The 18011-nt window shown below is 50.9% G+C and carries 18 protein-coding genes and 1 pseudogene; 9 read left to right on the top strand and 10 right to left on the bottom strand.

Going from position 1 to position 18011, the window contains the following annotated elements:
- Positions 1-121 precede the first annotated feature (121 nt).
- The 4 genes and pseudogenes from AB7E14_RS06880 to AB7E14_RS06895 form a co-directional block, all read right to left on the bottom strand.
- A complete protein-coding gene (locus tag AB7E14_RS06880; protein ID WP_042999432.1) occupies positions 122-661 on the bottom strand; it encodes a fimbrial protein in 540 nt (179 codons plus the stop codon).
- A gap of 68 nt (positions 662-729) precedes the next feature.
- Positions 730-1278, bottom strand: a complete 549-nt coding sequence (gene fimA, locus AB7E14_RS06885) for a type 1 fimbrial major subunit FimA (protein ID WP_042999433.1) — start codon at positions 1276-1278, stop codon at positions 730-732.
- 481 nt (positions 1279-1759) lie between these two features.
- A pseudogene (locus AB7E14_RS06890) lies at positions 1760-2369 on the bottom strand (tyrosine-type DNA invertase).
- Positions 2370-2825: 456 nt separating this feature from the next.
- Complete coding sequence (locus AB7E14_RS06895; protein ID WP_042999435.1) at positions 2826-3431, bottom strand: tyrosine-type DNA invertase; 606 nt, start codon at positions 3429-3431, stop codon at positions 2826-2828.
- Positions 3432-4219: 788 nt separating this feature from the next.
- Here AB7E14_RS06895 and AB7E14_RS06900 point away from each other — a divergent pair.
- The 6 genes from AB7E14_RS06900 to AB7E14_RS06925 all read left to right on the top strand — a co-directional run bounded on the left by AB7E14_RS06900 (position 4220) and on the right by AB7E14_RS06925 (position 10929).
- Complete coding sequence (locus AB7E14_RS06900; RefSeq protein ID WP_216082148.1) at positions 4220-4795, top strand: TIGR00730 family Rossman fold protein; 576 nt, start codon at positions 4220-4222, stop codon at positions 4793-4795.
- 566 nt (positions 4796-5361) lie between these two features.
- Complete coding sequence (locus AB7E14_RS06905; protein ID WP_428169428.1) at positions 5362-5904, top strand: fimbrial protein; 543 nt, start codon at positions 5362-5364, stop codon at positions 5902-5904.
- Between the two features lie 67 nt (positions 5905-5971).
- A complete protein-coding gene (locus AB7E14_RS06910; RefSeq protein WP_316962044.1) occupies positions 5972-6637 on the top strand; it encodes a fimbrial biogenesis chaperone in 666 nt (221 codons plus the stop codon).
- Between the two features lie 59 nt (positions 6638-6696).
- Positions 6697-9156 (top strand): fimbria/pilus outer membrane usher protein, encoded by a 2460-nt coding sequence (locus tag AB7E14_RS06915; RefSeq protein ID WP_316962162.1) that lies wholly within the window; start codon positions 6697-6699, stop codon positions 9154-9156.
- 17 nt (positions 9157-9173) lie between these two features.
- Positions 9174-10265, top strand: a complete 1092-nt coding sequence (locus AB7E14_RS06920) for a fimbrial protein (protein WP_316962161.1) — start codon at positions 9174-9176, stop codon at positions 10263-10265.
- Between the two features lie 139 nt (positions 10266-10404).
- Complete coding sequence (locus AB7E14_RS06925; protein ID WP_042999440.1) at positions 10405-10929, top strand: hypothetical protein; 525 nt, start codon at positions 10405-10407, stop codon at positions 10927-10929.
- On the opposite strand, the gene AB7E14_RS06930 is transcribed toward AB7E14_RS06925, so the two are convergent.
- On the bottom strand, positions 10926-11549 hold the full coding sequence (locus AB7E14_RS06930; RefSeq protein WP_042999441.1) for a hypothetical protein: 624 nt from the start codon (positions 11547-11549) through the stop codon (positions 10926-10928). The genes AB7E14_RS06925 and AB7E14_RS06930 overlap by 4 nt on opposite strands.
- Before the next feature lie 277 nt (positions 11550-11826).
- Between AB7E14_RS06930 and AB7E14_RS06935 the strand changes: the two genes are divergently transcribed.
- On the top strand, positions 11827-12378 hold the full coding sequence (locus tag AB7E14_RS06935; RefSeq protein WP_042999442.1) for a hypothetical protein: 552 nt from the start codon (positions 11827-11829) through the stop codon (positions 12376-12378).
- 45 nt (positions 12379-12423) lie between these two features.
- Here the strand turns inward: AB7E14_RS06935 and AB7E14_RS06940 are convergent, their stop codons facing one another.
- Positions 12424-12792 carry a hypothetical protein gene (locus AB7E14_RS06940; protein ID WP_428169429.1) on the bottom strand — a complete coding sequence of 123 codons (369 nt, stop codon included), beginning with the start codon at positions 12790-12792 and terminating at the stop codon, positions 12424-12426.
- A gap of 106 nt (positions 12793-12898) precedes the next feature.
- Complete coding sequence (locus AB7E14_RS06945; RefSeq protein WP_044254141.1) at positions 12899-13747, bottom strand: winged helix-turn-helix domain-containing protein; 849 nt, start codon at positions 13745-13747, stop codon at positions 12899-12901.
- Between the two features lie 616 nt (positions 13748-14363).
- Here AB7E14_RS06945 and yjdI point away from each other — a divergent pair.
- A complete protein-coding gene (yjdI, locus tag AB7E14_RS06950) occupies positions 14364-14594 on the top strand; it encodes a 4Fe-4S mono-cluster protein YjdI (protein WP_042999445.1) in 231 nt (76 codons plus the stop codon).
- An 11-nt stretch (positions 14595-14605) separates the two neighbouring features.
- Positions 14606-14878 carry a GNAT family N-acetyltransferase gene (locus AB7E14_RS06955; protein WP_042999446.1) on the top strand — a complete coding sequence of 91 codons (273 nt, stop codon included), beginning with the start codon at positions 14606-14608 and terminating at the stop codon, positions 14876-14878.
- 31 nt (positions 14879-14909) lie between these two features.
- Here AB7E14_RS06955 and AB7E14_RS06960 read toward each other — a convergent pair whose 3' ends face one another.
- From AB7E14_RS06960 to AB7E14_RS06970, 3 genes are all read right to left on the bottom strand, one after another.
- Positions 14910-15635: a fimbria/pilus periplasmic chaperone gene (locus tag AB7E14_RS06960; RefSeq protein WP_044327785.1), complete on the bottom strand. Its 726-nt coding sequence runs from the start codon at positions 15633-15635 to the stop codon at positions 14910-14912.
- Positions 15601-16941: a fimbrial usher protein StbD gene (gene stbD, locus AB7E14_RS06965; RefSeq protein WP_316962042.1), complete on the bottom strand. Its 1341-nt coding sequence runs from the start codon at positions 16939-16941 to the stop codon at positions 15601-15603. The genes AB7E14_RS06960 and stbD overlap by 35 nt, the downstream gene beginning before the upstream one ends.
- A 6-nt stretch (positions 16942-16947) precedes the next feature.
- The coding region (locus tag AB7E14_RS06970; protein ID WP_428169430.1) for a fimbria/pilus outer membrane usher protein at positions 16948-18011 on the bottom strand (1064 nt) is incomplete at its 5' end.

Genomic DNA, 18011 nt, shown 5'->3' on the forward strand with positions numbered 1-18011 from the left:
CCCATGACGGCTATCATCAGCATCCCGCCCAGCAGGTTGCGCATCTTGGTGCGTGTTTTTTTCATGTTTATCCTTGCTGTATTCACCGTCGTTTCCTGTATTTGCTATCTCTGCGGGGTTGTTACTGGTAGGTCAAAGAGAACCAGGCTTGTGCATTCGCGACCCCACCGGTGACCTGACGTCCGGTAGAACGGTATTTCGCAACGAAATGCAGTGTGGTTGGCCCGGAGTAAAGCCGTGCCCAGCTCGTCGGTGGGCCGTTAAGTGGGAGTTGGCTACCCTCTTTATCAAATAACGCTATCCCGATACCGCTGGCGATCCCCGGACCTTCTCCTACGGAGAGAACGTCAGGGTTTTTACCATCCGCGACGCCATGAAATGCCACGCCGACGCGTTGACTTACGGCGGTACTGCACTCCTGAAGGTGAATATCGAAAGAAACCGGATTGATATCCTCCCCTGGCGCATGAAATCGATTGCTGCTGATCTGCCCCATTTGCACGGTCATCTGGCGATCGCCAGCTTCAACGCGGCAAGATTCGGCAATAATGACCCCCTGGAAACGCATGTTTCCGCCAGGTAACGTCACGTTCCACTTGTTGCCGGCCAGCGCGCAGGCGGGAAGTAAAAGCATCAGCAGACCTGATTTCATCCTTTGCATCGTTATCACCTCAGTCCCATTGCGGATAACAGGCCTTCCTGGCCCCTGGTGCATCCTTGCGTGATGAATTACTCGTATTGAACTTTGAAGGTGGCGTCTGCGTTAGCGGTACCGGCAGTTGCGGCGCCCGTGGCGTAGTAACGTGCCTGGAACGGGATGATATTCGTGCCATCGTTCAGGGTTGTTGCTGCGCTAAAGGTTGCGCCGTCCAGCGCCAGTGGGGTGCCTTTGTTGTCGAGGATCTGGACGCCAACGTTAGTGGCGCTACCGGCAGCAGAGCCCTGCAGTGCCAGTACGGTGTTGTTGGTGGTATCAACGGCCGTGCCAGAAAACGCGACAGAGGCTTTGGTTGACACGCTGGTATCACAATCATCAAGCTGAATGTTGAAACCGACCGCAGAACTGGTGCTGCCCGCAGTAGCCAGTTTTGCCGAACGAACCTGACCAAGCTGAACGGTTTGTTCGACTGAACCGGCGTCGACGGCGCAGGCTGCGTTAACGACTTCTCCTTTAAAATGCACTGTACCGCCGTTTACCGTGGTGGTATCGGCCAGAGCCGCCGCGGAGGTCAGGGACAGGGCTGACATAGCAACGATAGCCAGTGTTTTAATTTTCATGCTGTTTTCCTTTAAACAATGTCGATATCACGAACCGAAATGGCCAGTCGTTGTGCCTTCCAGGCATTCCATATTTCAGCCGAATGGGGCGACTGCCGGTTCTGCACAGTTTTTACCCAATGAATGAGTCAATTGGGGCCATTTTGACTCGTTGGTATAAACGGCTTTAAATGGCATATTATTTCTTGCTTATTGGTTTTTTATTTCTTTAGATTGTATTTTTTTGATATAAAAAACTACAAAATAGTTTTATGTAGATGACTGAAATGGTGCAGGAGTCAGGTGGAGAAATGTTGAAAGCGCGTAAACGGCGGTGGTAAATGTGAAAAAATGTTGGAGGTAATACTATTCTAATCAATGAGATAAAGAGTGTTTATCGATAATTCCTAACTTGTTAGTTGCAAAGCTTTACTAATTCTTTTTATGATATAAACAGTTTGGCCCCAATTGACCTGTTCAGGTAAAGCCTTTCCTTTTTATATCAATCCGTTAGCTTATTTCTTTTTCTCCTGCGAAATGACCTCTAACAGGCTGCTTCTCTCCCATAATCCGGCGAAACGTGCGGCGTTGCTGGCGGTATAACGGACGGTATGGCGAATATTTCGATGGCCAAGATAATCCTGAATCAGTCGCGTATCGGCCCCCCGTTCGGCAAGTTCATAACCGCAGGCGTGACGGAGCATATGGGGGTGAGTATGGGTAACGGTTCCAGCATCAACCCCCGCAGCCCGAATAATGCGATATGCCTGCTGGCGAGAAAGTGGTGTCCCCCGGCGGGAGATAAACACGGCGTCAGTGCGGCCTGCGCCTCTCCAGCCTGCGCGTTCCTGACTCCAGCGTTCAACGGCCTCACGCTCATCAAAACGCAGTGGATGAATGGTGGAAAACCCGTTTTTCAGTCGACGGACATTGATTCGTCCCTCGTTGAGATCGAGGTCGCGATAATGCAAATCGAGGAGTTCACTGATGCGCATGCCGTGACGGAACGCCAGCAAAATAAGACAATAATCTCGCTCTCCGGTTGCGCCATGTCGGGCAGCCTGCATCATGGCTTGTACTTCTTTGCCAGTAAGATAACGACGTCGATTCACAATGCATTACTCCTGAAATATGTTTCTGTTAATGAACACCTGTAGAAAACATCATGCGATTAAAAAATAATCCACGATGTTAAAGGCATATTATATTTGAGGGATTAATCACCGTTGGTGATTACATCACTTTTACATACGTAGCTATTATTACCACGTGATAAGTCTTATTTTTATTGATTTTATCAGGTGCGACAATAGCGGCTGTTGTAGACAAAGTCAGGTGTATAAATTTAAACGAAAAATAGTTACAGAGGTGAGAAGGTGGCGAAGGTTTGTTTGACGAAAAGGTCATGTTGAAAAAAGTATCCTGATTCATTACATGGATATAATAAAACTGTTTAATTCTGCTGCAAATAAGGATGGAAGTGAACAATAAGCATAATAAATATATGGTTAAATATTATTAATGCTTTGTTTATCGTGGTTTTAACACCATCCATGGTGTTGTATCTGTCACAGTGAAATAGCATTATGCTGTTTGAGTTTAGCGTCATCCCAGATACCGTAAAATCGACCAGCGTTACTGGCGGTGTACCAGACGGTATGGCGAATGTTACGGTGTCCCAGGTAATCCTGGATGAGACGGGTGTCGATCCCCATATTGGCTAATGCAAAACCGCATGAGTGACGAAGCATATGCGGATGAATTTCAAGCGGGAGCCCAGCGTGATCGCCCGAGGCTGAAATGATTTGATAAAACTGTTGGCGAGAAAGAGGGTTTCCTTTTCTTGATAAAAATAGCCACTCACTGTTGGCATGAGGATAGTCAGTTCGTATAGTCAGCCAGTTTTTTAACGCCTGAATTTCTTCTCTTAATAATGGATGTGTTGTCGAAAAACCTTTTTTCAGGCGGTGAATGTAAATACATCGAGATTTAATATCAATATCTGATATTTGCAGGCGACAGATTTCACTGGCACGAAATCCATGAATAAAACACAATAAGGTCAGACAGTAATTGCGGGCAGCGTGTGGTCCCGTGTTTGCTGCTTTGAGAAGTGACTCTATTTCATTTTGAGTCAGGAAATTCCTCTTCTTATTATCGGCGTTATTTTTCATTAGGTTCCCTTTTGATTGCAGGTGCGCAAGCGTTCTGCTGATTTCCATTAATCCAATGGTCTTATCCGGTTTTAACTCATGATTTATTTGTACTGCACGGTAGGCGCTAATCGTATGCAACGTTGCTTCGCTACAGAAGGACGTGAGCGGATAATGAAAATGGCTGTATGTTGTTTCGTCATAACGTCGTGACATTATCGACTGGGTGCCTCCTCTGGTCTTGTGTTTTTGCTTATCTTACTGAATCAATAAACGTTATTGCTGTTCTACGATCGAGCCCATTCCGGAATACCCCGAATGATGAGCAAAAGGCTTTGCTAAGGACGAAAAACGACATGGCAACCTCGCTAGCATTCACTGTAGAACTACAACAATGAGTAAACAATACTGCAAAAAACACGGTGAGAATAGCAATAATAAGTCATATAACCGCTTTAGAGGCGGGATCTGGTATTTAGCCGTGAGCAGATTGATTCCCGTTAACCCGCAGAAATTGCATTAGTACGGGTATATTTGGCGGATGAGGGCGTGTGGCTGAAATTAGCCTGTCTTTATGTGATGAAATGTTTTGCGACAAATAAAATGCGAGCGAGGGAATAATAACGCCTGAAACTACTCTTATTCATCTAAGGCGTTTATGCGTATCGTTCTGGTAATTACTGGAAATCGCCTGGTCAGTACTTTCATCTGGCCGATCTCACATAGTGTATTGAGCCCCTTTGCATTATGCTGTTTCGACATTGAGTGAATGAAGATTTACGGATTAAGTAATTCCCAAAGGAAATTATATGAAGTCTATCGGCATTTTTTGCGGTTCATCTGAAGGCCATTCTTCGGTTTATATGCAGGCCGCGCGCGAAGCCGGAACCTATCTGGCTCAGGCCGGGCTGGGCATTGTTTATGGCGGTGGCCGGGTCGGATTGATGGGGGCCGTGGCGGATTCCGCCCTGCAACACGGCGGGCACGTGACGGGGGTGATGCCCGTGTCTTTGGTTGAACGTGAAATTGCGCATACCGGGCTGACTGATTTGCAGGTCGTTGAGAACATGCACCAGCGTAAAGATCGCATGGCGGCATTGTCTTCTGCTTTCATCGCCTTACCCGGCGGGGCAGGCACGCTGGAAGAGATTTTTGAGCAATGGACATGGGGACAATTAGGCATCCACCACAAGCCCTGTGCGTTTTATAACATGAACAATTTTTATCAACCGTTGCAGGTCATGGTACAGAAAATGGCCGATGAAGGTTTTATGAAGCAGAGCTACGTGGATATGCTGTTTTTCTCCGATTCGTTGCCGGAAATTGTTGAGTATTTTTCGACATATACGCCGCCGACCTCCAAGTGGACCGTGATCCAGAAATAAGACGACTCATTGTGCTCCTGAAGAGCAGAGGATGACACCTGTCACTGACATGCCCCCGCCCAGGCTATGGCCTTCCGGGGGCATTTTTACGCTGGATTCATATCGATGGTTAAAAGGGCACCTTCCCCCCAGGAATATTCTTAATTTCACTTAGGCCAGATGCCCGTCGGGCAAAAAAAAGCCCAGAAAATGATCTCTTTTCTCTCTATATGTTGCCATTATGTTTATTTTAACCGTTGCCCCAGGGGATGTTGATACAGTTAATAAAAAAATGGCCGCGAATATTAATGTAGACTTTTATCTTACGGTGTTGCAGAAAATTCAGTGGTATTGCAATTGGTAACATAGAAAAATATTATTTTAATCACGGCTAACATGGCAGCGATGCAAGTCTTTATTAAAAGGTCATGTTTTGTCTTTGCCGCATTACCACAGCAAGTAAAGCCTCGTATTATCACGACGGGATTGTGAATATTATCAGCAGGAGCATGCGAAGGGAGAAACGCCAGAACAATTTTTGTATTGGCGAAAGTAAACATTAATAATACGTTTAAATGAGCGAAATAATGAAGAGTCAAATTCGTATAGCCGCGTTTCTGGTCAGCGCAATGGCGTCTGGTGTCGCGCTGTCAGCGGTTTCTGGGGTGCAGGGGACCGGTGGTACAGTGGAATTTTCCGGTGAGATTGTCGACAGTTCCTGTAATGTCACTACGGGGTCAAAACATCCCAGCGTGGATTTAGGTCGATGGGCAAAAACCTTTTTTACTGGTACAGGGGTGGAAACCACGAAAACGCCTTTTACCATCAGCGTAGATAATTGTCCGGCGTCGGTGAAAACGGTGGCCGTGTTATTTACGGGGGCGACAGATGCGAATAATCCCGCACTGCTGGCATTGAATTCCAGCTCCATCGCAACAGGTGTCGGTATCAAATTATATAACGCCGGTAGCGCGCCTACGCCAATTACGCTGAGCTCAGTGTCTGCCGCTGCGAATGTGGTATCAAATAAAGCCGACCTGAAATTTATGGCCGATTATGTTTCCACGACCACGAATGTGACGGCGGGCAGCGCTAACGGCACTGCTGACTTCCTGATGGTATACAACTGATCGACACTCTGAGCAGGCTTCCGGTCTGCTCAACGCTTTTTTCTTCTTTTCCTGATGGTCACACTTCATGAAACAGTTTATCGCCGCAATGACGGCATCGTTAATTCTGCTGAGCGCTACCGCGCAGGCAGGCATTGTCATGGGTGGAACCCGTGTTGTTTATCAGGAAGGGAAGCGCGAAGCCACCATGACGGTGACGAATGCCGATACGCAGACGCCGTATCTGGTGCAATCATGGGTGGAAAACGCGAACGCAGAGGATAAGCGGCCAGTGCCGTTCGTGGTCACGCCGCCGCTGTTTCGTCTTGAGCCAGAACAGCAAAACGTCCTGCGTATTACGTTTACGAGGGGCGCATTGCCTGCCGATCGGGAGTCCATGTTCTGGCTGAACATTAAAAGTATCGCCCCGACGCAAAAAGAGGACGCCAATAAACTGCAGATTAACGTGAAGTCTCGCTTCAAACTTTTTTATCGCCCGCAGGGGCTGAAAGGCGAGGCAAAAGACGCCTGGACGCAGTTGACCTTTACCGTGCAGGGAAACCAACTGGTGGCGAACAACCCGACGCCGTATCACATCTCCTTGTTCTCCCTGACCGTGGGCGGCAAAGCGCTTGCCGAGCCGGGGATGATCGCCCCGCTGAGCACGCGTCGCTGGACGATCAACGGCAGCGGCCCGGTGACATGGCGGGCAATCAATGATTTTGGCGGCGTGACCGACTCCGCGCAACAGTGATGTCAGGCAACCTTCCCGTGAAAAAGAGAACCGTCCTGTTATCGGCGGACAGCGCGACGCTGCTGCTGACGATCATCCCTGGCGTTTTACTGCTGTTTTGCGATCAGCGTCAGGCGTGGGCGGATGACTATTTTGATCCTGCCGCGCTGGAATTACGCGATCCGCAACAGAAACTGGCGGACCTTCGCTATTTTGCCAAAGCGGGCGGACAGCAGCCCGGAACGTACCCGGTCAGTGTCTGGCTCAACGAACAGGAGGTCACACAGCAGAATGTGACGTTTGTCGAGGAGAATGGACAACTGAAACCGCTGCTCACCCCTTCGCAACTGGCGGAATACGGGGTTAACGTCAGCGCGTTTACCACCTTCAGTCAGTTGCCTGATGGAGGCACTTTCACCGATATCGAACGCTACATTCCCGATGCCCGCAGCCAGTTTGATTTCTCCACTCAGCGTCTGAATCTGAGCATTCCGCAGGCGGCGATGAACGTGCAAAGCCACGGTTATGTCGATCCCGCGCGTTGGGATGACGGCATTCCGGCCGCCTTCGTCGATTACACTTTTTCCGGCTCGCAGACCCGGCAGTCAACGGATGACGGGCGTTCCAGTTATCTGAACCTGCGCAGTGGCGTTAACCTCGGCGCATGGCGCCTGCGTAACATCTCGTCGATGCAGTACGATAAAACCCGACGCTGGGACTCACAAAGTACTTACCTGCAGCGCGATATTGTTTCACTGAAAAGTCAGCTGCGAATGGGGGATACTTACACCCGTGGCGACGTCTTTGACAGCGTGCAATTTCGCGGTGTGCAGCTGATGTCTGATGACGAAATGCAACCGGACAGCATGAACGGCTTTGCTCCGATTGTGCGCGGCGTGGCGCACAGTAATGCGAAAGTAACCATCGCGCAGCACGGCTATGTGATTTATGAAACCTACGTGTCGCCGGGGGCATTTGCCATTCAGGATCTCTATCCCACCGCCCAGAGCGGCGACCTGGAGGTCACTGTTAAAGAGAGCGATGGTTCTGAGCGGCGCTGGACACAGCCGTTTGCTGCGGTGCCATTTATGCTGCGTGAAGGACGCGCCAGATTCAGCCTGAGCGCCGGGCGCTATCACTCGACCTCGCAACGCAGTCGTTCGCCGACGTTTATGCAGGGAACGCTTTTTTATGGTCTGCCCGCTGAGTTCACCTTCTATGGCGGTTCGCAGCTGGCTGAAGATTATCATGCCGTCGCGGCAGGGCTGGGGCGTGGTTTTGGCCTGCTGGGCGCGCTGGGGTTGGATACGACCTGGGCGGCGACCACGACGCCTTCGGGTAAGCGTTATACCGGTCATTCGCTGCGCGCGCAGTACCAGAAAAGCGTTGCGCAAACGGGGACCTCGTTCAGTCTGGCCAGCTATCGTTACTCTTCCAGCGGATATTACGATTTTAGCGAAGCCGCGATGCTGGAAAGCCGCTACGGTCAGACATGGAGCAAACGCAGTCGCGAAGAGATTTCCGTTAATCAGGCGCTGGGAGGGGTGGGTACGCTTTCGCTTTCAGCGTATTCGCAGGACTACTGGCATAACGCGGATCGCGATCAAACCCTGCACGCCGGATTTTACAGTACCTGGAAGCGTGTTGCCTGGAGCGTCGGATATTTCTACACCAAAACGACAGGACACAGCGCGCCGGATCGCTCATGGTCATTGAACGTTACGCTGCCGCTGGGCGGCGCGTGGTCAGACAGCACCGTAAGCTACAACACCTCTTCCGATAATCACGGCTACACCTCGCAACAGGTGGGGATATACGGTGCGCTGCCGCAGAATCAAAACCTCTACTATTCGGTACAGCAGGGGATTGCAAATCAGGGGCAGGGTAGCAACAGCAGCGCATCGCTGGACTATCACGGTGGATATGGGACGACGCAACTGGGGTATCGCCGCGATCGCGACAGCAGCCAGATGACCTGGGGGGCGTCTGGCGCTCTGGTGGTACATCCGCACGGCATCACGCTCGGACAGAACGTCGGTGACAGCTTCGCCATTGTTCGCGCGCCGGGCGCGGCCAACGTCGCGATTCAGAACGCAAACAATGTTCATACCGACTGGCGTGGTTATGCCGTGGTGCCCACGCTTACGCCCTATCACAAAAACGTGATCGCGCTGGATGCCCAAACGTTACCGGATGATGCGGATGTCGAGTTGCAGGGGGCGACGGTGATCCCTGGCGGCGGCGCAGTGGTGGAAGCACATTACCAGACGCATATCGGCAACCGCGTACTGTTCACGCTTCGCCGCAATCAGGATGTGGTGCCTTTTGGTGCCAGCGCCCGGCTGGTCGGTGATGGCGGTACCGCCAGCGCGATGGTGGCCGAACGCGGGCAGGTCTACCTGAGCGGGGTGCCGACGGCAGGCACTCTTGCGGTGAAATGGGACGACGCGGGCGTGAGCCGCCAGTGCGTACTGCATTTCCGGATAGCGGATGCACAGGACCGGAACCCGGTGAAAGAGGTGGCGGGACAATGTTTATGAATCATGAGGAACTGACGATGTCAGGGGTTTTTCGTCTTATTTGCGGGTTAATGCTGCTGGTAGCGAGCCTGTTTAGCCAGTACGTTCAGGCCGAAACCTGTCAGGGTAATACCGGACAAATGACCCTGAACTTTCAAAACATCAAATATCTGCCGACGCTGCGGGTCAATACTCAGATGAGCAGTATTATGCCGGTGAACGGTGGGGGGATTCGCTTTACCTGCGATCGGCAAGGGACGACATCGTCGTGGAAAAAAATCGTCTATCAGCAGATGAATACCCAGGGTGGGCAGATCATTGACGGACATGCGGTGTTCAATTCGGCCTTACCCGGGATCGGCTACTCACTCAGTTTCCAGTGCGACGGGGGGCCGATCCATTTCCTGGAATCAGTGGGCAGTCGGTCGGTTACGGTTTGCGACAGCACAGAGAGCCCGTCGATGCTGACGCAACGGGAAGTGGAGGTGAAAGCGTGGGTGACCTTCTATAAAACCGCTGATATTCAACTGGTAAGTAATAACCATGCTTTCGCCAACACGCTGGCAAATGTCGGGAACCTGTCGATGACGTACCCGAATGCGGGGGGAAATGGCGATCAGGTCAGCAGGCCGGTGATTCTCGATCTTGCGGCGATGAACGTGGACATCGGCAGTCGCGGTAGCTGTAGCGTCACCCGCGCCAGTATTTTTGTCGATCTGGGCAAAGCGAACCGGAGCGATTTCAAAGGTCCGGGTACCTCTGGCGGTTCGGCGGTGCCGTTTAGCATCCCCGTGTATTGCGCTACGCCCACGGATATCCGTATTGGCTTCTTCGCGACCCCGGCGACGACCGGGGCGACGGATACGCTGGATATTACGCACTTTCCCGGTGGTGCGGACGGCGTCGGGATCCGGATCCGCTATGGTGATAATGGCGGTAACGGGCCGGTAAAGGGAACATCGGTGACGCTGAATGAGCCCGTAAATCTGCCAGTGGTGCAGAAAGTTCCCGCTTCCAGCGCCGCAACGGCAGTGTCGGTCAATTTTATGGCACAGATGGTGCAGACAGGATCGACGGTCACCGCGGGACGGGCAAATGGCACTGCCACCTTTGTGCTGGAATATAACTAAGAAGCCATAAAAGCGATCGCTCTGAAAAGCGTGCGGTAAGGGGTGAAAAATATTTACGTAGTGAATATAAAAACGTAGTTTCTTTATGGCTACCCAGGCGCCCGACGTGGGCAAGAACGGCAAGGAAGCAGGAGAACGGATGAAATTTATCGCCACCATTACCGGACAACACATTGATTACGGTGATATTCGACCGGAGCATATTGTGATTGAAGATATTGCGGTCGCCCTTTCGCACCTCTGTCGCTTTGCCGGACATGTGCCTGAATTTTACAGTGTCGCCCAACACGGGGTTCTGTGCAGCCAGTTAACGCCACCTGAGTTCGCGCTTGAAGCGCTGCTGCACGATGCCGCTGAGGCCTATTGTCTGGATCTTCCCTCACCGTTAAAGCGCTTGCTTCCCGCGTACAAAGAGATTGAAGCACGGCTGGATAACGCCATTCGTCAGCGTTTCGATCTTCCTCTCACCCCGAGCAAGGTGATTAAACAGGTGGACCTGATGATGCTGGCAACCGAGCGGCGCGATCTCAATCTGGATCCCGGTAATGACTGGCCGATGCTGGCAGGGATCTCGCCCACGACGCGGTTGACCGTCACGCCACTGATGCCACGAGAGGCGCGCGCGCTTTTTTTATCCCGCTTTCAGGAACTGACAACCGGTTAAAGATGGTATGCCGTCACGGTTCGGCGCGTGCCGGTCAGTGAATCGAACACCTCGACATCTGACGCCAGAATCGGCATGCCTGACGCGCGGAGTCGCTGAATATCGGCGGCAATACGCTGGATCCCCAGCCAGAACAGTCCATCCAGGGCGTTAACCTGCAAACCACTCTCCAGTGCCAGGCGAAGCCGTTCCTCGGGATGCTTTGTCTGACTGGCAACCTGCTGATAGGGCGCCGTGGTAATGGTTTCCTCATCCATACGGCGGATACGCGACGACAGACGATAGCGAAAGGCATCGGGGACGCGACTGAGATCGGCATTGATGCTGTAAACCTGGCCACGGCGTTTATCATTAATCAGCACATTTTTCTGGGTGAGGGCAAATTCTTTCCGCAGCTTGTCGATCAGTTGCGGAGTACGGGTGAGGAGCAAACGGAAGGGCAGTTCAAAGCTGGTTACGTAATCGACATTAAGCAGCGCAATACGCAGTCGTTCTTCAACACCGGCATTCTCTTGTTGGCACTCCGCCAGAACCTCTTTCCATTGGCTGGCAATGCGCGGCGACTCGTTGATTTCAGTGAAATGATATTTTTCAATCAGGTAATCGATACGCCTGGTCATTTTTTTCCATCCCATCCGCCCGTTCGCTAATGGCACAACATAACATAGAGAAAGAGACAGAATACAGAGACAAACGAATAATTGTCTACTTAAGAGTGTTTAAGAAATTTAATTAAAATGCACATTATCAATAAGTTATAAATGTCACACCAGTTAAGACTATTTAATTGTATTATTCGTAAGCTTATCAATATAATTTTTTACATGTCTCGCTAAAGCTGGATATAGAAGAACGGAAACGACCTGTGAGTTAAATTATTAATACGGAAATAAAGCGATGGCGATATATATTATAAGTAATGATAACTATTTGCAGGAGGGTATTGTCTTATTGGCAAAAGAGGCCAACCTGGAAATCGTGAAAGAAACCATGCCTCATTTACCTGTTGAAAGACTCACATTCGACGATACCGTGATTTTGCATCTTAATTTGTTCAACAAATGTTGTGCTAAAGAAATCTCCAGACTCAACAAAAAATGTAAGTTGCTGGTTATACTGGACTCAGAGCGGAGTGCATTGGTCCTGGATGCCGATGTGATTGTCAGCGCACAGCAGTCTCTGCTATCGCTGATGATGATCATTACGCGTCTGGTCGGTATGGAAAAACGCCAGGCTATCAGGAATCATGTTCTCAATCGTGTTGAAAAAAGGATTATTTGTGAATCGCTGTTGGGTAAAGATATTAACCTGATTGCCGAATCATTGGCGCTACCGCCGAAACGGGTATACACCTATCGCAACCTTGCGTGTAAGAAATTAGGTGGGCACCGGGTTCACGATCTACTGCTGATCAAAGAGAATTTACTCGAAGAGAGTATGTTTCTTTAAAACGCGTCAGCCCTGTTGAGCACAGAGCTGACGGTTTTCTCCCGTTTATCGGGCGCAATAGAGCAGAGGGCGTTTCCCGATGGTGAACAGGAACCCGTGAACACCCTGATTGAGAATGGAGTAACTCACATCTTTATCGGGGTAAACGTAAAAATCAGGCAGAATATCGGCTAGCAGATCATCCGGCAACGTTTCGATAATTTCGAACTTGTTGATTCTGCTTGAGTGTAAGTGATACGAATCCTGATTGTCTGTCCAGTTATAGGCCACATCTCGTCTGATGCGCCCTTTCAGTTTGTTATCTTCAATATAGGTTCCGCTGACGGCTACGATGCCGTTCTGGTTTTTCAGCGAATACATGTAGTTCAGCGTGATATTTGCGCGGGCGTTTTTATGAAACACCACCAGCGACATCGAACATTCCTGTTTATCGTAATGTTTTGACATTAAAAAATTGTATAACGCGCTGATGAGCACACCCGCGAGTAAAAATATGGCACTCATCGTTATGACTGTTCTTTTACTCACTTCCTACTCCACGAAAAGAGAGTGTAATACAACCTGGAATGGCTGATTTCAGGTAGTTTTGGCGGCAGACAAGAACCGCTAAGCCTGGCGATGTTTGTGATAGCGGGAAGTACACCCAGGGGTACTTTTCGCAATCGAGTCCAGAACCCAGAATCAGCGCCTTAAAGTGTGCAAAGCTGTTTTTGTTATCGTGGCTGTCATCTTTGGTATAGAAACGACAGCCTTTGTCTTGCTCGACGAAGGTGTAATCAGCGAAGAATGGCTTCGTATCGCTAAAGTGCCAGAAATAGTTCATGCCGATAGCGCCAATAAAAAATGCCGCTACCATGGCGAGAATGCCAACGAAGAGCGGCAATCTGCTGCTCTTACTTACCGTCATCGCACGGGCAGGAGGGGCGATTTCTTCTGGCGTAAGCGCGGGATCCGCCTCAGTGCGGTACTCCACATCCAGTTCATCTTCACCCTGCAGAGAATCAGGGGCCACTTCAGCCTCCTGAACCGCAGCAACGCGAGTAATTTTAACGCTTTTGTCGATTTGGAAACCTTTGCGCGGGACTGTGGCGACGAGGATCCGGTCAGTCTCGCCAACGGCGCGTAAGCCTCGACGGACAATAGAAATATTCTGATAAAGGGTGTTGGCAGGCACCAGCATGCCTTCATCTTCCCATACCTTTTTAAAAAATTCCTGCTGAGTGACGACGTCCGGTGAAGCGTCAAGCAGCAAAAGCAGACAACGACTGGCAGGCGTTGTCAAAACCACGTTAATTTCAGGGTTAGTGACAGAAATTAACTTTTTACTGTCTGGTCTGAATTCAATATTATCGTTAATAATCCAGTACATATGGGTTCACGGTGTTCGAAAGTTATAAACAGTAGAGACTTAATTGTAGAAAATTCTGAACATACTATTACGTATAGTATAAATGAGTTCAGTAAGTCGTTTAATTTATGAAACTAATGTTTTTGTTCTGAAGTTTCACATAAGTGCATATAAAACAAAGCAATTTATTAACAAGGTCGGTGGATTCTGCCGCAATGAATAATCAGCTACTGTAATCATTTAAACATCCCAATGCCGCATTCCGGAGAAATTATGGCCTGATTATCAACAAAGTGGCGTTGAAATCTGTTTCAACGTCGTGATTTAAGATTCGGTATCAGACAGGTATACTTTTCTGTAACTCACTATTTTTAATGAGTATTCTTGAATAAAAACAGATTTTTTTAATGAGTCATTTGAAAGATTTATTATGCCGACCTGATGTTAAATAGTCAATTAGAGCGAATAACCTTAAATATCATTAAATGCATAATATAAAATCTTAAATGCCACTATAATTGGTTTTTTATGCTTAAACATAAGGAACAGATGAGTATTTACTCATCTAACATTAAAGTGGTGGCGGGTGATATTCACGCGCTATGCTTAAGGGATAAACAAAAAATGAGGCAATGTCATGGATAAGCAACTTGAGGATGCGGGTTATCGTGTCTATACCGGTGAGAAAATCGATGTCTACTTCAATACAGCAATTTGTCAGCACTCTGGGAATTGTGTACGCGGTAGCGCCAGACTTTTCAATCTGAAACGTAAGCCGTGGATTATGCCTGATGAAGTGGATGTCTCAACGGTGATCAACGTTATCGATACCTGCCCAAGCGGGGCGCTACAATATCGTCGTAAATAAGCGAGGGGAAAATGGAAATACTGGAAGGTCACAATAAATTCTATGTCAATAATGATCAGGGGAATCAGGTCGCTGAAATTGTTTTTGTTCCAACCGGTGAGCATTTAAGCATTATTGAGCATACCGATGTCGATGCCAGCCTGAAAGGTCAGGGGGTCGGAAAACAGCTGGTGGCGAAAGTCGTGGAGAAAATGCGCCGCGAAAAACGCAAAGTTATTCCTCTTTGCCCGTTTGCCAAACACGAGTTTGATAAAACTCGCGAGTATGACGATATTCGGGCCTGAAATATGCCGGGCAAGGCGCGTAAGCCGTCCGCTACGGGAGACGCGAGACGGCTTTATTGTAATGCCACAGGGTACCCTGGTCGTTAATGACGTCATAGCGGACCGATGAACATGGTGCTCCTTGTCCCTGTAGCGGGACCGATACCGTCGTCAGCGGCGCAATCATGATGCCGCTTGCACTGCCGGACTCACAGCTTATTCCGGCCAGCGTGATATGCCACGGGGTGGGGTTGGTTAACTGCAACTGATTTTGCGCCCCGGCGTATATCACGTGCAGCTTCTCCGCATCGCTTTCCTTAAGCGCACCGACGCCTTTCGGGCGAATGAACACCTTCATACGGATGCGTAACGGCAGAACCACTTTCTGCGCCACCTGGGCGTCGGTCTGCGTCATGGGCGGGATCTGATACACGTTCAGCCAGTAAAGCGCTTCGCGATCGCGCGGCAGTACCGAGGTGTCGGTCAGTTGCAGCGTAATGCTGCGCAGTTCGCCGGGCTGCATTTTAAATACCGGCGGTAGTACGATGACGGGCGTCGTCTCCTCATTGGGCTGGCTCGAGGGATTACCCGTATCGGTCCAGACCTGAACCAGGGCTGGCTGCTGCGGGGAATTGATCAGCGCCAGCGAAGCGCTTTTGTCACCAGCATTAAAAATTACCCGGGTCACTTCGCTATTCACCACCGCATGAGCGGAGAACGGCAGAACGTTCAACAGCAACGCGCTACTGAAAACTAACCACCACCTGAAGTTGTGCATAAACCGATCCTGCTGTTATGGCTTCGCCTGGAATGGCTTCCAGCGAGGCGGTGAATTCCCCGTTATACAATTCGGTCGAACCGCTTGTTGAAGTTTTACTGGTTAAATCGGCATAGCCGTACCATCCTCCTGCGTTGCCCGTGGCGGTTGACGTCAGATTTGGCAGCAGGTTGATAGCGCTACCGCCCAATTTTTCGCTGTAGATGCGAATGCCCACGCCGGACGCCACGCCGCTGACGCCATAGTGGTTATCGAGCAGCCAGGTCCAGGCTCCCGATCCGGTCTTAAGCCCTAACTGATTTGCCGCATTCGCCGCCGTCTGATTATTCACCAGAAAACCCATCGCCACGTTCGCTTTGCTGGTTGTCGAGACCGCGGTGCCGGAAATCGCGCCGGTTTCGCATTCGACGGTAATATTAAACGGGGTCTGCGCTGTGCCGCCGCCGCTCAGCTCACCGACGCTGATCGGCGGCAGACGAACAATAGCGGGATAGTCATCGATTCGACAGGCGGCGCCGCGCACAAAGTAACTCTGGCTGGTGAGCGTCCAGCCGCCAGGCCACTGCATGGCGCCCCAGCCGTCGTAGTTGGTTCTGCTGTCAGCACCGTCAAACAGCCCGGAGCTCATGCCGCCGCCGTGGAAGGCGATATAGCCAGCCGGCCCGGCGTAGGTATAACCATAGCGGTTTGAACCGTTCACCCCTTTTGATGCGTCATCAACCCGAAACAGCTCAACGAAAACATCGCTGAAGGCGCTGCCCGGGATGTAAATGTAGGTCCCGTCATTGAACATCTCGCTTTCAGGGATGAGGCGTGTTTGCCAGTAGCGCGAATAGTATTGCCCGGTTTTCAGGTTCGTCAGTCTGAGCGCCACGTTTTTGACGTAGGTGTAGTAAGCGCCTTCAATCCCGGCAACCGCTTCTCTGCCGCCCCAGGCATCATCGCCGTTGGTGGCGTAATACTCATACACCTTGCCGATTTCGGCGACGTCGCAGCGAAAATAGATCTGATTGGCGTTGACGCCCTGGGTGCGGCCATTAGGCACAAAGCTGGCCGTCGAACTGGCGAGCAGTGTGCCTTCCGTTTGAAATCCGGCGCCGCTGCTTAAGGTGATAACGCCAGGCAACCCCAGTTTGCCTTTGACTTCGCTATCGCCAACGCCTCCCCAGCTGGCGCCGATGTAACCGGCATCTTTCGCTGTCTGAGACAGATCGTTGGCAGAGGTTACCCTTTTACAGGCAGACCATGCCGGCTGTGCCAGTACGACGCCAACTAACAGCAGCGGGAAAAAAGAAGATAATTTCATAAGCCATCACTCCTGGCGGCAAGGTAGCGTAAGTTGGTACAGCGGCGCGTCGCGCGTCGTTGGCAATTGATACCAGACCTGGCACTGCTGGGCGGCGGTTTTACCCCACTTAACGAACAGCACGCCGGACTGAGCGGCGAGTCGGGCGTAGATTTGCCCGCCCTGGCCCATGATGCCCACGGCTTCGCCATTGCTGTCCGTGACGTCCGCGCCCATCGGTGGCTGGCTGCCATCAGGCAGAGTGGTGTTAATCAACGTTGCTTTCCCGTGAGTGGTCTTGAACGTTACGCGAGAAATTGCGCCCGCATAGGGGACCAGCCGCTTGCTGCCGCCCTGAAGTTCGACGTCATCGGCCATATTCTGGCTGTCGAGACTAATGGTGTTATAGCGGTAGGGCGTTAATGACGGGAGGATCGCGTAGCCGAAACGGTCCACCGTCGCGCCCTGCCCATTACGAATCTCGGCTCCGCGTGCACCGGGAGCCTCCACCAGTGCGAAGGTGTCGCTGGTATACGGACCGGCGGTAATCCCACCGCGATGGGCTACCAGTGTACCGGACATCCCCAGTCCATACTGCTGATAACTGTCGCCCCGGGAGGCATAAGCGCGGAAGGCGCCGACGGAGGTGCGATGTTCAATATTTCCGCCCCAGGTCGAGCTGTCGCCACTGTCGTTGTTGTGCTCAATGCCGCTGTAGAGCGCCCACGAGGTAGAACTCTTTTCACCCGTCGTCCCGCTCATCCCAACCGTGGCCGTCCGGCTGTCGCGACTGCGGTTCATGTCGAGGTTGATTTGCGAGCGGCTGGAACCAAAGTCGAATGGAATCGAAATCCCCAGCGATACGGTGTTTTCCGTGTATTTTCGCTGGTTTTCGTTATCAAAATCGCGATCGTTGACGCTGTTGAAGTAGCGGCTGGAGTAGGTACTCCGCTGGCGTGCGGCGCTGATATTGAAGCTGATGTCACGCCAGCTATTACTGTAACCGAGCTGCAACTGGGTGATGCGTGAGGCGTTGTTATAGTAATCCGAGGTGCTGCCGGTAAAGCTCAGCATGCCCCAGTCACCCATCG

Origin of the sequence: Citrobacter sp. (assembly GCF_050252275.1) — a bacterium.
GTDB lineage: Bacteria > Pseudomonadota > Gammaproteobacteria > Enterobacterales > Enterobacteriaceae > Citrobacter_A > Citrobacter_A amalonaticus.